Source organism: Caulobacter sp. FG121 (genome assembly GCF_057809815.1).
Window position 1 is genome coordinate 50,844 of sequence record NZ_JBMDKR010000003.1, and the last position, 13,882, is coordinate 64,725.

General features: G+C 67.1%; 14 protein-coding genes. 12 read left to right on the plus strand and 2 right to left on the minus strand.

Annotated features, from left to right (window positions below; translation table 11 throughout):
- Positions 1 to 119 precede the first annotated feature (119 nt).
- The 7 genes from ACODSL_RS09035 to ACODSL_RS09065 all read left to right on the plus strand — a co-directional run bounded on the left by ACODSL_RS09035 (position 120) and on the right by ACODSL_RS09065 (position 8,127).
- Entirely contained in the window at positions 120 to 776 is a 657-nt protein-coding gene (locus tag ACODSL_RS09035) for a P-loop NTPase family protein (protein ID WP_488900350.1), read from the plus strand.
- Between the two features lie 93 nt (positions 777 to 869).
- Entirely contained in the window at positions 870 to 1,361 is a 492-nt protein-coding gene (locus ACODSL_RS09040) for a hypothetical protein (protein ID WP_488900351.1), read from the plus strand.
- Positions 1,362 to 1,404: 43 nt separating this feature from the next.
- Positions 1,405 to 2,469 carry an NAD(P)-dependent alcohol dehydrogenase gene (locus ACODSL_RS09045; protein ID WP_488900352.1) on the plus strand — a complete coding sequence of 355 codons (1,065 nt, stop codon included), beginning with the start codon at positions 1,405 to 1,407 and terminating at the stop codon, positions 2,467 to 2,469.
- Between the two features lie 296 nt (positions 2,470 to 2,765).
- Entirely contained in the window at positions 2,766 to 4,970 is a 2,205-nt protein-coding gene (locus tag ACODSL_RS09050) for an RNA degradosome polyphosphate kinase (RefSeq protein WP_488900353.1), read from the plus strand.
- A gap of 31 nt (positions 4,971 to 5,001) precedes the next feature.
- Positions 5,002 to 6,465 (plus strand): Ppx/GppA phosphatase family protein, encoded by a 1,464-nt coding sequence (locus tag ACODSL_RS09055; RefSeq protein WP_488900354.1) that lies wholly within the window; start codon positions 5,002 to 5,004, stop codon positions 6,463 to 6,465.
- Positions 6,462 to 6,857: a DUF1801 domain-containing protein gene (locus tag ACODSL_RS09060; protein ID WP_488900355.1), complete on the plus strand. Its 396-nt coding sequence runs from the start codon at positions 6,462 to 6,464 to the stop codon at positions 6,855 to 6,857. The genes ACODSL_RS09055 and ACODSL_RS09060 overlap by 4 nt, the downstream gene beginning before the upstream one ends.
- Before the next feature lie 127 nt (positions 6,858 to 6,984).
- Positions 6,985 to 8,127 carry a surface-adhesin E family protein gene (locus ACODSL_RS09065; protein ID WP_488900817.1) on the plus strand — a complete coding sequence of 381 codons (1,143 nt, stop codon included), beginning with the start codon at positions 6,985 to 6,987 and terminating at the stop codon, positions 8,125 to 8,127.
- 79 nt (positions 8,128 to 8,206) lie between these two features.
- On the opposite strand, the gene ACODSL_RS09070 is transcribed toward ACODSL_RS09065, so the two are convergent.
- Positions 8,207 to 9,052 (minus strand): HAD family hydrolase, encoded by an 846-nt coding sequence (locus ACODSL_RS09070; protein WP_488900356.1) that lies wholly within the window; start codon positions 9,050 to 9,052, stop codon positions 8,207 to 8,209.
- Between the two features lie 119 nt (positions 9,053 to 9,171).
- Between ACODSL_RS09070 and ACODSL_RS09075 the strand changes: the two genes are divergently transcribed.
- A complete protein-coding gene (locus ACODSL_RS09075) occupies positions 9,172 to 9,738 on the plus strand; it encodes a hypothetical protein (protein WP_488900357.1) in 567 nt (188 codons plus the stop codon).
- A 6-nt stretch (positions 9,739 to 9,744) separates the two neighbouring features.
- On the opposite strand, the gene rnd is transcribed toward ACODSL_RS09075, so the two are convergent.
- Positions 9,745 to 10,923 (minus strand): ribonuclease D, encoded by a 1,179-nt coding sequence (gene rnd / locus ACODSL_RS09080; RefSeq protein ID WP_488900358.1) that lies wholly within the window; start codon positions 10,921 to 10,923, stop codon positions 9,745 to 9,747.
- Positions 10,924 to 11,025: 102 nt separating this feature from the next.
- On the opposite strand from rnd, the gene purM reads away from it, so the two are divergent.
- From purM to ACODSL_RS09100, 4 genes are all read left to right on the plus strand, one after another.
- Positions 11,026 to 12,048: a phosphoribosylformylglycinamidine cyclo-ligase gene (gene purM / locus ACODSL_RS09085; RefSeq protein ID WP_488900359.1), complete on the plus strand. Its 1,023-nt coding sequence runs from the start codon at positions 11,026 to 11,028 to the stop codon at positions 12,046 to 12,048.
- A 141-nt stretch (positions 12,049 to 12,189) separates the two neighbouring features.
- Positions 12,190 to 12,798, plus strand: coding sequence for a phosphoribosylglycinamide formyltransferase (gene purN, locus ACODSL_RS09090; RefSeq protein WP_488900360.1), 609 nt, complete (start codon positions 12,190 to 12,192; stop codon positions 12,796 to 12,798).
- A 49-nt stretch (positions 12,799 to 12,847) separates the two neighbouring features.
- On the plus strand, positions 12,848 to 13,621 hold the full coding sequence (locus ACODSL_RS09095) for a hypothetical protein (RefSeq protein ID WP_488900361.1): 774 nt from the start codon (positions 12,848 to 12,850) through the stop codon (positions 13,619 to 13,621).
- Positions 13,621 to 13,821 (plus strand): hypothetical protein, encoded by a 201-nt coding sequence (locus tag ACODSL_RS09100; protein ID WP_488900362.1) that lies wholly within the window; start codon positions 13,621 to 13,623, stop codon positions 13,819 to 13,821. The genes ACODSL_RS09095 and ACODSL_RS09100 overlap by 1 nt, the downstream gene beginning before the upstream one ends.
- Positions 13,822 to 13,882: the final 61 nt, after the last annotated feature.

Consider the following 13,882-nt stretch of genomic DNA (forward strand, 5'->3'; position numbering starts at 1 on the left):
GGGGGACAAGCACTTCAGCGCGTGTCCCCGCCCATTCCATCCACAGCCCGAAGCGCCCTATCCCCGCCCCTGCCGCCGCCCCGGCTCGCGCGACTGACCCCGCATGGTAAACCGCACCCGTGACCGTCCGCGCCAAACAGCTCAGCCTGCGCCTCGCCAGCCCGCCCGTGTTCACCCGGGCGGCCTTCGCGACTTCGGCGGCCAATGAGCGGGCGGTGGCGCTGGTCGACGCATGGCCGCGCTGGCCCGGCGGCGCCCTCGCGCTGGTCGGGCCTGAGGGCGCGGGCAAGACCCATCTGGCGACCGTATGGGCTGAACGGTCCGGTGCGGTGCGCTATGCTGGCGGCCCCTTGGCCGAGGGCGCGCCGGTGCTGGTCGAGGACGCCGACGCCATCGGCGACGAGGCGCTGTTCCACCTGATCAACCGCGCCCCGACCGATGGCGGCCTGCTGCTGACCGCCCGGACCCGACCGACGGCCTGGCCCGCTGCCCTCCCCGACTTGCGCTCGCGGCTGAACGCCCTGACGGTGGCCGAGATCGATGCGCCCGATGACGCCCTGCTGATCGCGGTGCTGGAGTCCCTGTTCCGCGAGAAGCACATCCGCGCCGCTCCGGACCTCTACGAGTTCCTGCTGCGTCGGATGGAGCGGTCCGTGACGGCCGCGCGCGCCGTCGTCGCCCGGCTGGACGAGGCGGCGGCCGAACAGGGCAGACCGGTCAACCGGACGCTGGCCCGGGAAGTGCTGGAAGAGACGGCGGACCTGTTCGAAGACTAACCGACGGCCCTTGTCGCGACGCGCCTTGCACCAATCTGCAAAAGTCGCCGAAACTCCGCTCCGGACGCCAGCGCAACAGGACCGGACAGGGTCATGGACGACGACAGGAACGAGCCCTTTCATATCGTCGAGTATCGGGCTCTCCGGGACGAGATGCTGGTCAAGCTGACGCAGATCGGCCAGATCTATAATTTCTTCTTCGTCTCGGTCTTCGCGACCGCCGCCTGGCTGCTGACCTACGCCGATCACTTGAGCCGACCGATGGCGTTAGCCGGGGCCTGGGTCCCGTTTCTGGTCACCCACTATTTCGCCGCCTACCGGAAGGACCATAGCGACTCCATCTATGGGATCGGATCCTACCTGGCCTCGCTCGAGAACCGGTTCGGCGAACCGGGTCTTGGCTGGCAGCGGACGATCCGGGTCAGGGATGGAAAGCCCGTGAAGGTCTATTGGCGCACACGGGCGATCTTCCTCTACGTCCGGATCGCGACGCTTCTGTTCGCGGTCTATTACATGGTCGCCTATGGTCGGCTGCTTGCCGGCTTCGACCTCGCGGCCCTCATCAAGCAGCTGCCTCGTTTCTGACGCGACCGCCCCTTCGAACCTTCGCGCTACCCAAAGGACGCCCATGCCTAGTGCCCTCGGTTACGCCGCCTCCGCTCCCGACAGCGGCATGGCGGTCTTCCATTTCGACCGGCGGGCCCTCCGGCCGGACGATGTGAAGATCAGCATCCTCTATTGCGGCGTCTGCCACTCCGACCTGCACCAGGCCCGCAACGACTGGGGCGGCACGATGTATCCCTGCTGTCCGGGCCACGAGATCGTCGGTCGGGTCAGCGCCGTCGGGCCGCAGGTGCGCAAATTCAGGGAGGGGGATCTCGCCGCCGTCGGCTGTCTCGTCGACAGCTGCATGGACTGCGACCAGTGCCGCAAGGGCGAGGAGCAGCTGTGCCGCAACCGCTCGACCGGCACCTACAACGGCAAGGACCGGATCACCGGCGAGACGACCTACGGCGGCTACAGCGATCATATCGTGGTGCGCGAGGCCTTCGTGCTGAAGGTCCCCGAGAGCCTCGATTTGACCCGCGTGGCGCCCCTGCTCTGCGCCGGCATCACCACCTATTCGCCGCTCAAGACCTGGAAGGCCGGCAAGGGCACGCGGCTCGGCGTCGCGGGCCTCGGCGGTCTTGGCCATATGGCCGTGAAGTTCGGCGTCGCCATGGGCTGCGAGGTGACGGTGATCACCGGCTCGGAGTCAAAGCGGGCCGACGCACAGGCTCTTGGCGCCCACCAGGTGCTGTTGTCGAGCGACCGTGACGCCATGCGCGCGGCGCGCAACGGCTTCGACCTGATCATCGACACCATCCCGGTGGCGCACAAGCTGCAGCCCTATCTCCCGCTGCTCGACATCGATGGCTCGCTGGTCATCGTCGGCGCCATCGACGAGCTGCCGCCGTTCCACAGCGGCCTGCTGCTCGGCGGCCGACGCCGGGTCAGCGGCTCACCGATCGGCGGCATCGCCGAGACCCAGGAGATGCTCGACTTCTGCGCGGAGCACGACGTGCTACCGGACTGCGAGATGATCGCGATGCAGGACATCAACCACGCCTACGAGCGAATGGAGCGGTCCGACGTGAAGTACCGCTTCGTGATCGATATGGCGTCGCTGGCCGCGGAGCGAGCTGCGGCCTGAACGAAATCCACGTCATCGTCGGACTTGTTCCAGAGCCCGTCCTCGGGTCAGCCTCTGGCCGACCCCGGGGGGACGCCTGAACGTGATCGAAGAAAAGAGTGCGCAGGCCGTTCTGCGCATTTGCTGCCTGGGCCGTTGTGCATGGGTCCTCGGGACAAGCCCGAGGATGACGGAGCAATTTGTGCGACATCCGCCACCCGGCGACAAAACCGTAACACCCTGCGTGTAACACCCCTGTCATGCCCCCTTGCGACACGCCCCGCGCCAAGCGACAACCCGCTCGACGCAGAGGCCCCATGACCGACGCCGCCATCACCGATCCTTCGGCCGTTCCGGACGCGCCGCGCCAGCCGCGGATCGACGAGGCCCTGCTGGCCTCGCCCGATCGCTTCTTCAACCGCGAGCTCAGCTGGCTGGCGTTCAATCGCCGGGTGCTGGAAGAGGCGGAGAACCCGCGTCATCCGCTGCTGGAACGGCTGCGGTTCCTGTCGATCAGCGCCAACAACCTCGACGAATTCTACATGGTCCGCGTCGCCGGCCTGAAGGGTCAGGTGCGTGAGGGTGTGCGGGTGGTCAGCCAGGACGGGCTCACCCCATCCGAACAGCTGGTCAAGGTCAACGCCTCGGCCGCCGAGCTGATGACAGATCAGCAGCGCATCTGGCGCGAGCTGCGCACGGCCATGCAGGGCGAAGGCATCAAGCTGCTGGAAGCACGCGATGTGGTCGAGGCCGACCGCGAGCGGGCCGAGCATATCTTCCTCAACCACATCTTCCCGGTGCTGACGCCGCTGGCGATCGATCCGGCCCACCCCTTCCCCTTCCTGCCCAATCTCGGATTCGCCCTGGCGCTGAAGCTGCGCCGGCCGGACGGCAAGGAACTCTACGCCCTGGTGCCTGTGCCCTCGTCCGTGCGGCGCTTCTGGCCGTTGCCGTCGGAGTCCGGGCGCGCGCGCAAGGGCGAGCAGCGCTTCATCGCGCTGGAAAGCCTGCTGGTCCTGTTCATCGGCCATCTGTTCCCCGGATGCGAGGTCGAGGGCCGCGGTCTGTTCCGGCTGATCCGCGACAGCGACGTGGAAATCGAGGAAGAGGCCGAAGACCTGGTCCGCGAGTTCGAGGCGCAGTTGAAGCGCCGGCGCATGGGCTCTGTTGTGCGGGTCAAGGTGCAGACGGCCATGCCGCCGGACCTGCGCGCCTTCATCCTCGACAGCCTGCACTGCGACCCCGAAGACGTGGTGCTGATCGACGGCAAGCTGGGCCTGGCCCAGATGAACCAGCTGATCCCCGATGGCCGGACGGAGCTGAAATTCAAGCCGTTCGTGCCGCGATTCCCCGAGCGGATCCGCGACCACGACGGCGACTGTTTCGCCGCCATCCGCGAAAAGGACATCCTGGTCCACCACCCGTTCGAGAGCTTCGATGTGGTGGTCCAGTTCCTGCGCCAGGCGGCGCGCGACCCGCATGTGCTTGCGATCAAGCAGACCCTGTACCGCACCAGCCAGGACAGCCCGATCGTCGCCGCCCTGATCGAGGCGGCCGAGAACGGCAAGAACGTCACCGCCCTGGTCGAGATCAAGGCGCGCTTCGACGAGGAGAACAACCTGCGCTGGGCCAAGGACCTGGAGCGGGCGGGCGTGCACGTCGTGTTCGGCTTCGTGGAGTACAAGACCCACGCCAAGCTCAGCCTGGTCGTCCGGCGCGAAGGCGAGACCCTCCGCACCTACTGCCACTTCGGCACCGGCAACTATCACCCGACCACGGCCCGGATCTATACGGACCTTTCGCTGTTCACGACCGACCCGGCGCTGGGTCGCGACTCTGCGCGGCTGTTCAACTACATCACCGGATATGCCCAGCCGCAGCGGCTGGAGAAGCTGAGCTACAGCCCCGAGACGCTGAAGACCGACCTGATGGGCCTGATCGCGACCGAGGCCGAGAACGCCCTGGCCGGCAAGCCGTCCGGCATCTGGGTCAAGCTGAACGCCCTCGTTGATCCCGAGATTATCGACGCACTCTACCGCGCCAGTCAGATCGGCGTGCGCATAGAGCTGGTGGTGCGCGGCATCTGCTGTCTGCGGCCGGGCGTGCCGGGCCTTTCGGACAACATCCGGGTCAAGAGCATCGTCGGCCGCTACCTGGAGCACAGCCGGATCGTCGCCTTCGCCAACGGCAAGCCGATGCCGAGCAACCGCTCGAAGGTGTTCATCAGTTCGGCCGACTGGATGCCGCGCAACCTTGACCGCCGGGTCGAAGCCCTCACGCCGATCGATAACCCGACGGTCCACCAGCAGGTGCTGCAGCAGATCATGGTCGCCAACCTCAACGACGAGGCGCAGAGCTGGACGCTGGACAGCCAGGGCGGCTATCACCGGGATCCCGCATGGGACCGCCCGGGCGCCTTCTCGGCCCACGAATACTTCATGACCAATCCCAGCCTGTCAGGCCGGGGACACAAGGTGCGCGACCTGCCTCAAGCCTTCGATCATGTCGGCCCTCGGCGCTAGCACGTCGACTCTGGAAAGCCGCACCCGAAGCGTGCGCGACGCCGCCGTCATCGACGTCGGCTCCAACTCCGTGCGTCTGGTGTTGTACCGGCTCGACGGGCGCGCGATCTGGACGGTCTATAACGAGAAGGTGCTGGCCGGCCTCGGCCGGGACCTCGGGACGAGCGGCAGGCTGTCGCCCGGCGGCGTCGACGCGGCCCTGTCAGCGCTGCGACGGTTCCGGGCGGTGCTCGACGCGGCGAGGCCGGACGATATCTTCACCGCCGCGACCGCGGCCGTGCGCGAAGCCCTTGATGGGGCGGATTTTGTCGGACGGGTGCAGGCCGAGACCGGCCTGACCCTGCGGGTGCTGAGCGGTCAGGAAGAAGCGCGTTATGCCGCGCTCGGGGTGCTTGCCGGATCGCCTGAAGGCGATGGCGTGGTGGGCGACCTCGGCGGCGCCAGCCTTGAGCTGGTCCGACTGACCGGCGACGGCCCCGTCGAAGGCGCGACCCTGGCGCTGGGCCCTTTCGCCCTGGCCGGTGTGCGCCCGGACAAATTGCGCGACGAGATCGCGGGTCGTCTCGCGCCGCACGCGCCACGCTTCCGGACGACGAGCTTCCAGGCCGTTGGCGGCGCATGGCGCAACCTGGCCCTGCTGCATATGCGGATGAGCGGCTACCCGCTGCAGATCGTTCACCAGTACGAGATGAGCCGCGCCGATGCGCTGGACGCCGCCCGCTTCATCAGCCGCCAGTCGCGCGCTTCGCTGGAAGCGATCGAGGGAGTGTCAAAGAAGCGCCTCGAGACCCTGCCTCACGCGGCCATGGTGCTCGAGGCGCTGATCGATCAGCTGGGCATCGAGCGCATCGCCATCTCGGCCTACGGCCTGCGCGAAGGCCTGCTGCTGGAGGCCATGCCCCCGGAAACCCGACGGCTGGATCCCTTGATCGAAGGCTGCGCGGCTCTGACCGGCCAGCAGGGTATCGATGAAACACTGGGACCGACGCTGGAGGCCTGGCTGGGCCCGGTGTTCGAAGCCCTGCCGGCGGCGTTCGGCTCCCGTGACGGCGTGCTGCGCGCGGCGGCCTGCCGGCTGGCCGATCTCGGCGCCCGACTGCATCCCGATCATCGCGCGGATCTGGTCTTCGAGCAGGTGTTGCGGGCGCCCGTCGCCGGCCAGAGCCATACGGAGCGCGCCTTCCTCGCCGTGGCGGCCTTCGCCCGTCACACCTCCGCCTCGTCCGTTCCCGAGGGCGCGACCCTGTCCCGCCTGCTCAGCGAGCCGCAGCGGCGACGGGCACGGGCGCTTGGCGCGGCGATCCGGCTCGGCTGCGATCTCTCGGGACGCAGTTCGGTGCTGCTGGCGCAGTCGAGGCTCGGACTGGCGGACGGCAAGCTGGTCCTCACCGCCGCCGAAGGCTGGTCCGACATGCTGCTGGGTGAACAGACCGCCCGCCGCGCGACGCAACTGGCGAGCCTTCTGGGCGTGAAGCTGGACGTCCGGCGGGGGTGACGGGGCCGCCTTTCGCGAATCTCGCCATCGAGGCTGCCTTTGCTGGCCACCCGCTCCCTCTGCGCGCCGCCCTCCTGGACCTGCGCGACCTCGTCTTCGAAACGGCGACAACGCCGCTCAGCGAGACCTTGAAATGGGGCCAACCGGCGTATCGGCCCATCGGCACGAAGGTCGGGACGACAGTGAGGATCGATGCCCTGAAGGGCTCGTTGGACCGCTATGCCCTCTACTTCCACTGCCAGACGACCCTCGTGCCGGGCTTTCGCGACCTCTACAGCGACACCCTTCACTTCGAAGGCAACCGCGCGATCCTGCTATCGCTGGGCGAGGCGCCGCTGAGGGAGGTGCTGGCCTTCTGCATTGGCCAGGCCCTGACGTATCGTGGGCGGTAACCGGAAAATCTACCGAAGGCGTGGGACCCCGACACTAACCGGCGCGGCAACCAAATCGGCCTGCATGCTCCGGTGACAATCGCTAGGGCCGGGCTATAGTTCGGTTCAGGGACGGGGGTTGTCCATCATGCGTGCATCTGTTGCCGTCGCGGCGGCCCTAGCCTTGCTGGCCGCCGGCGCGGCGGTGGCCCAGGCCGCCTGGACCTTGTTCGCCATCGAGCCGGACGGAAACCGGATTTACGTAACGCCGCCCTCTGCCTCGACCGCGCAGGAACGGTCCCTGACGGTGCGGGTCGAATTCGCCCGCCCAAAGGCCGTCGCCGGCATCCAGGCGCGATCCGGAAGCGAAACCTACGACTTCAATTGCGCCACCCGCGAGTACCGCCAGTTGGAGATTTCCTACTACGCAGGCCCCAACCGCACCGGCGAGGTCCGGCGCGGGACCGCACAGCCGCGACGGCCGGTCCAGGCCGGGACAAATCCCGAGGTCTACATGCGCATTGCCTGCGTGGATCGCGGATCTGGCACAGTCGTGCCTTGGGGTAGCTACTTCAACATCGGAACAACAAGTGAGGGCTTGGTCGTCCGTGCGACCGTTCCGGTTCAGCTCTCCTGGACGCCGGTCGAAAAGAGTCTGCTCGTTCAAAATGAATACAAAACCGGCGAGAGCTACCTGGGCATTCCGGTGGGCTCTTCAGTATCACGATACGTAGTGCGCTGTGCTACGCGTCAGTACCGAGCCACCTGGACGGCCTACTACACCAAACCAGACATGGCCGGTGAGGTCCGTCGGTTGGCTGGTGTCGCGCCGTGGGCAACGGCCATGGCGGGCAAAGTGGACGACGCTGTCGTCGTAGCCGCTTGCGGAGCCTTTTCGTACCCTTCGGCCAGGCCCACCGAGACATCGCCGACACGCCCCGTCGCGACTCCGGCAAGGTCCGGGTGGACCCGTGTCTTCACCCACCCCTCCGGTAACGAGGTCTTCGTTGAACCTGCCTCACCGGCCTCAACACAGGGCGTGCGCACCATCCGTGTGCGGCATGAGTACACGGCCCCGCCATCACGAAACTTGGCCTATCTTTCAACACTAAGCACATACACCGTTCGTTGCGCCGGCCACGAGTACCGCCAGCGCGAGATCACCTTCTATTCCGGACGTGGCCTTTCCGGCCGTACCAGCGGTCCAACGCCGGTCGACCCGATCTTCAGAAAGGCCAAGGTCGGCGGGGAGGCAGACGCCATCGTCAAGGCCGCGTGCGCGCAACGCTGACCGACGATCCGCGCCGCAAGGTCTGAAACACCGGCGGTAACAGGTGGCGCGTACCTGCGGTAAATGTCGCCGCGGCGCCCTACCCCGCCGGCATCGTCCGTTCGCGCACCGCGATACGGCCGAGGATGCCTTTGACGATCAGGTCCATGGCCGTGCCTTCGCGATAGTCGGCGGCGGCGACGAAGTTGACGCGGTCGTCGGCGATCAGCCGGTGCAGCTTGTCCTGGTCGCGCGGTTCGGTGCGGGGGTCGTAGGCGGCGATCGAGTGGCCGCCCTTGGTGTGCATCATCTTCATGGTCGGCACGTCGGTGTCGCCGTCGCCGATGAAGATCATCCGCTCGAACGGCACAGGCCGGTCCTCGTCGGGCATGTAGCGATTGATCCGCTCATGCTCCCAGTTGTTGTGCACGCCCTTGTTGATGCGGAACAGGTACTGGGTCTTGGTCGTGTAGTTGATGCCCACCGCCGGCCAGATGGCCACCTCATCCTCGTCGAACACGTAGTGAGAGGCGAACACGTGCTCGAACCGGTCGTGAATCGGGCAGCCCTCGATCATCTCCTGCAGCCCGCTGGAGAGGATGAAGTGGTGGATCGTCAGGCCGTAGTTGGCGCCGAAGGCGTTGATCCGGTCGAACCAGCTGCCGTCCTTGATGCCCTCGAACAGCGGCACGTCCTTGCCGTGATCGCGCAGCATCTGGCGGGTGACGGTCGTGCCCTGGTCCCTCGCCGTCTGCAGCATCAGCTGCATGTACATCAGGATATCGTCGCCATCGGCGGCGATCGTCCGCGGCCGGACGGTATCGTACCAGAACTGTTTCGGCGTCATGCCCAGCGACGGGATGAAGCTGGTCTCCTGCATGTTGCCGCGGGCCAGGGTGCCGTCGAAGTCGTAGATCAGGGCGGTGGTGCGAACGGGCTGGGACATCGGAATTCCTGTCACTTGCGGCCGAACACATAACGCCAGCCGCGCCGGTTGGGAAACGCCCCTTCACGACCGCTGATCGGCATGCCAGCCTGTCGGCTCGTGCTCGGGGGAAACGGCGCATGACGATCTTCGAATACGTGATGATCCTGCTGTCGGTGGTCATCTCGCTGGGTCTTGCGCGGATCCTCGAGACTCACGCGCAGCTGATGAAGCACGGCAAACGGGTCAGATGGTCGCCGACCTATCTCCTCTGGCTCGTCGTATTGCTGTTCTCGCACATCGATATCTGGGCCAGCCTCTGGCAGTTGCACGATCACGCCCGCTGGAGCGCGGCCGATGTCGGCGCGACCCTGCTGGCCTGCGGCGTGCTGTTCTACAGCGCCATCTTCGCCACGCCGGACATGGACGGCGACGGCGAGATCGATCTGTGGGCGTTCCACATGGCCAACCGGCGGCGCTATCTCGGCGCCCTGCTGGCCTACATGGCGCTCGGCGCGTGGCTGAACGCCACCCTGATGAGCGAGGCCTTCTCGGCCTCGAACCTGACGGCCGCCGCGCCGATGTTCGCCATCCTGCTGGCGGCGCTGTTCATCAGCAATCGCTGGGTCCAGCGCCTGATGCCGGTGCTGACCCTGGTGCTGATGGCGTTCTATTTCGCCCAGTACCTGCCGGCGGTCGGTTCCTGACGGAGGTCAGCCGGCCGCCGTCTTCGGGGCCCGGCGAACCTCGACGACCCGCACCCGCGTGCCGTCCAGCACCAGAGCCAGTTCGCCGCGCTTCAGCTTGAGGGCGTCGGTGCCGAACGCCTCCAGCCGCCAGCCCTGAAGGGCGCCGACGTCGGCGTTGTCGTCGTTGGCGATCTTTTCCAGGTCCGAAACCGTGGCCAGCAGCTTTGACGCCACGCCGGCGTCCTCGGCCCGGGCCTTGAGCAGCACCTTCAGAAGCTCCACGACCGCGCCGGCGGCGGCGTTCTGCGGGCCGCGCTCGCGGTCGATCTTGGGGGCGTAGCCGTCGGGATCCTTGAGCGCCTCGCGGATGGCCTCGAGCAGATCGGGGCCAAACTTGCTCCCCGAGAAGCCCTTGGGGACCCCGCGCAGCCGGTCCATGGCCGCCGCGTCGGTCGGCGCCTGGGCGGCCAGTTCGTCGATCGCGTCGTCCTTGAGGATGCGTCCGCGCGGCTGGTCGCGCTGCTGCGCCGTGCGCTCGCGCCAGGCGGCGACCGCCTTGAACACGGCAAGATATTTCGGGACATGCTTGCGCGGCTTGAGGCGCTTCCAGGCGTTCTCCGGCTCTACATCGTAGAGCGCCGGGTCCGTCAGGGCCGCCATCTCCTCCTCGACCCAGGCAAGGCGTCCGTCCTTCTCAAGCCGCGCGCGCAGCTTCGGATAGAGCTCGGCCAGATGGGTCACATCGGCGATGGCGTAGGTCAGCTGGTTGTCGCTCAGCGGACGCCGGGCCCAGTCGGTGAAGCGACTCGACTTGTCGAGGTCGATCTTCAGCATCTGGCGCACCAAGGCGTCGTAGGCGATCTGCTCGCCGAAGCCCGCCGCCATGCCGGCGATCTGGGTGTCGAACAACGGCCGGGGCATGGCGCCCAGGTTGTTGAAGATTTCAACGTCCTGGCGGGCGGCATGGAAGACCTTGTCGACCGTCTCGTCGCGGAGAATGTCGAGCAGGGGGCTGAGATCAAGTCCGTCGGCAAGCGGATCGATGCAGGCCTCGGCGCCGTTCGGCGCCGCCACCTGGATCAGACACAACTTCGGCCAGTACGTCGTTTCGCGCATGAACTCGGTGTCCACGGCGATGAACGGCTGTCCTTGGAGAGACTTGCAGAAATCCGCCAGCTGGGCGGTGGTCGTAATAGGCTGCATCGGGTAGCTATAGCGCCGCCTAGGGCCGAGTCTGCAAGAGATCAGGTCGTTGCGCCTTATTTTCGTTCTCAATCGTTGCCGCGAAGCCTCCCCGAGCACCCCATGACCGATCGGCCCAACGGCCTTACCTATGCCCAGGCGGGCGTTGATATCGACGCCGGCAATGCGCTCGTCGAAGCCATCAAGCCCCTGGCGAAGGCCACCGCGCGCCCGGGCATGCAGGGCGGACTGGGCGGCTTCGGCGCGCTGTTCGACCTCAAGGCCGCCGGCTACGTTGATCCTCTGCTGGTTTCGACCACCGACGGCGTCGGCACCAAGCTGAAGATCGCCATCGAGACGGGCCTGCACGACACGGTCGGCATCGACCTGGTGGCCATGTGCGTCAACGACCTGTTGGCCCAGGGCGCCGAGCCGCTGCTGTTCCTCGACTACTTCGCCACGGGAAAGCTGGACGTAGCCACCGCGACCCGTGTGGTCGCCGGCATCGCCGAGGGCTGCAAGCTGGCCGGCTGCGCGCTGGTCGGCGGCGAGACGGCCGAGATGCCGGGCATGTACGGCGACGGGGAGTATGATCTGGCCGGCTTCACCGTCGGCGCGGTCAACCGCGACGGCGTGCTGCCGCGCCTCGACGACCAGCGCGCAGGCGATGTGCTCATCGGCCTGGCCTCCAGCGGCCCGCACTCCAACGGCTATTCGATGGTGCGCAAAGTCGTCGAGCGCTCGGGCCTGGCCTGGGACGCGAAGAGCCCGTTCGGCGCCGGCACGCTGGCCGAAAGCCTGATGACGCCGACGCGCATCTACGTGAAATCGACCCTGCCCCTGATCAAGGCCGGCCGGATCAAGGGCGTGGCCCACATCACCGGCGGCGGCCTGATCGAGAACCCGCCCCGCGCCATCGCGGACGGACTGATCCCGCGCTTCGACTGGAACGCCTGGAGCCTCAGCCCGACCTTCCAGTGGCTGCAGCAAATCGGCGGCATCGCCGAGCACGAGATGCGCCGCACGTTCAACTGCGGCGTCGGCTTCCTGCTGATCGTCGCACGCGACGAGGCTCCCGGCGTGCTGGCCGACCTGCTGGACGCCGGCGAGGACGCCTTCGTGTGCGGCGAGCTGGCGAAGGGCTGACGCGCATGTGCGTCCTCCAAGCCCCGGATCAAGTCCGGGGTCGCTTGAGGCTCGCTCCTCAGGATGATGCAGTGGGTCGGCCTTCAATGGTCTTCGCCATGGTGAGGAGCGGACCCTCAGGTCCGCGTCGCGAACCACGCAATGACTGACCCGCTTCCCTCAAAAACCCCTGTCGCCATCCTGATCTCGGGCGACGGGTCGAACATGGTCGCGCTGATCGAGGCCTCGCGCGCCGCCGACTGCCCCTATGAGGTGGTGCTGGTCCTTTCGAACAACCCCGACGCCGGGGGCCTCGCGAAGGCCGCGGCGCTGGGCGTGCCAACCCTGGCGATCGACCACCGGCCGCATGGGAAGGACCGCGAAGCGCATGAACGGCTGATCGACGCGGCGCTCCGGGAGGCCGGTGCGCAATACGTCGCCCTCGCCGGCTACATGCGGGTGCTGACGCCCTTCCTGGCCGAGGCCTGGGCCGGCCGCATGCTGAACATCCATCCGTCCCTGCTGCCGAAATACCCCGGCCTCAACACGCACCAGCGCGCACTGGACGCCGGCGACGCCGAGGCCGGCTGCTCGGTGCATCTCGTTACAGCTGGAGTCGATGAGGGCCCGATTCTCGACCAGGCGCGCGTCCCGGTGTTGGCCGACGACACGCCGGCGATTCTGGCCGCACGTGTCTTGGCCGCCGAGCACCGGCTCTATCCGGCGGCGTTGGCGCGGTTGGTCGGGACCCGGACCCGGTCCGACGGTTGACGTTCGCCCGCCATGGTCGCTAGCGTTGCTCGACAGGGGACGTAGTCAGGTGGAATTCAAACGAACAATTCTCGCGGGCCTTGGCGTACTTGCCATAACGGCATCAGGGCCGGCTTTCGCGCAGGCCACCGGGCCGGTCTACACCTGCTCCAAGTCGGTCAAAGTGAGCGGCACGCCCTATGTCTTCGAGATTGCCTCTCTCCGTCTGCTGCCGGGCAACAGCTGGGACGTCGCGGGCGACACCATGCGGTTCGGCGGCGGTTTCATCTCCGTCAAGACGACCCGACCCTTTGACAGCTGGACGCCAACTGCAGCCGGTCGCGCCCTGATCGGTCCCAAGACGATCCGTCATCCTTCCCTGATCCTCAGCCGATCCTACCGGATGCGAGGCGGGGTCCTGGAACTGAAAGACGCCAAGATCGCCGCGGCAATGCCGAATTATATCTGGGGCGATCCAGGCGAGGCGTATGCGCGGGCGGATCAGAAGGGACGATGGCTTCTGCAGGCCGGCGGCAAGTCGTTGGTGGACGTCCGCGAATCCTACGGCGTGATCGCGCGGACACCCGCCTATATCGAGACGATCGCCTTCAGTACGTCGCAGCCGCGACCGGGTCGCATAGGATACCAGCCGGCGCTCGATGGCTTGTCGGCCAGTGGGGCGACTTTGGAAATCCATGACGGGCCGACGCTGCTCGGCAGTGGGGCCATTGGCCCCGTTCGGCCGAGGTTCGAAGTGTTCGACCAGATCGCGAAGCAGGAAGTGGCCGTCTTCGCCCGCCCCGGATCAGCGAATCCGGCCGCGCAAGGTTGCGTGCCACGCTGATGGGCCGCCTGCGCGGCTGCGAGATCTGCCGCCGCAAGTGGCTGGTCGACGGCCGCCTCCCCAACCGTCTCGGCGCCAACGCCGGCGGGGCCGTGCTTTACCGCTGCGACGCCTGCCAGAGCTGGTGGGAGGAGACCCCGCGTGGAACGCAGGCGATCACGGACGACGAAGCCCGCGAGAGCTATCCGGACCTGGTCTGACCTCCTCTCGATAGATCCGTCATCCTCGGGCTTGTCGCGAGGATGACGGGAGGGGGGTCTG

Excerpts from the sequence above, each read along its gene's own strand:
- ACODSL_RS09040 (WP_488900351.1), top strand. The coding sequence starts at position 870 with ATGGACGACGACAGGAACGAGCCCTTTCATATCGTCGAGTATCGGGCT.
- ACODSL_RS09045 (WP_488900352.1), top strand. The coding sequence starts at position 1,405 with ATGCCTAGTGCCCTCGGTTACGCCGCCTCCGCTCCCGACAGCGGCATG.
- ACODSL_RS09050 (WP_488900353.1), top strand. The coding sequence starts at position 2,766 with ATGACCGACGCCGCCATCACCGATCCTTCGGCCGTTCCGGACGCGCCG.
- ACODSL_RS09065 (WP_488900817.1), top strand. The coding sequence starts at position 6,985 with ATGCGTGCATCTGTTGCCGTCGCGGCGGCCCTAGCCTTGCTGGCCGCC.
- ACODSL_RS09070 (WP_488900356.1), bottom strand. The coding sequence starts at position 9,052 with ATGTCCCAGCCCGTTCGCACCACCGCCCTGATCTACGACTTCGACGGC.
- ACODSL_RS09075 (WP_488900357.1), top strand. The coding sequence starts at position 9,172 with ATGACGATCTTCGAATACGTGATGATCCTGCTGTCGGTGGTCATCTCG.
- rnd (WP_488900358.1), bottom strand. The coding sequence starts at position 10,923 with ATGCAGCCTATTACGACCACCGCCCAGCTGGCGGATTTCTGCAAGTCT.
- purM (WP_488900359.1), top strand. The coding sequence starts at position 11,026 with ATGACCGATCGGCCCAACGGCCTTACCTATGCCCAGGCGGGCGTTGAT.
- purN (WP_488900360.1), top strand. The coding sequence starts at position 12,190 with ATGACTGACCCGCTTCCCTCAAAAACCCCTGTCGCCATCCTGATCTCG.
- ACODSL_RS09100 (WP_488900362.1), top strand. The coding sequence starts at position 13,621 with ATGGGCCGCCTGCGCGGCTGCGAGATCTGCCGCCGCAAGTGGCTGGTC.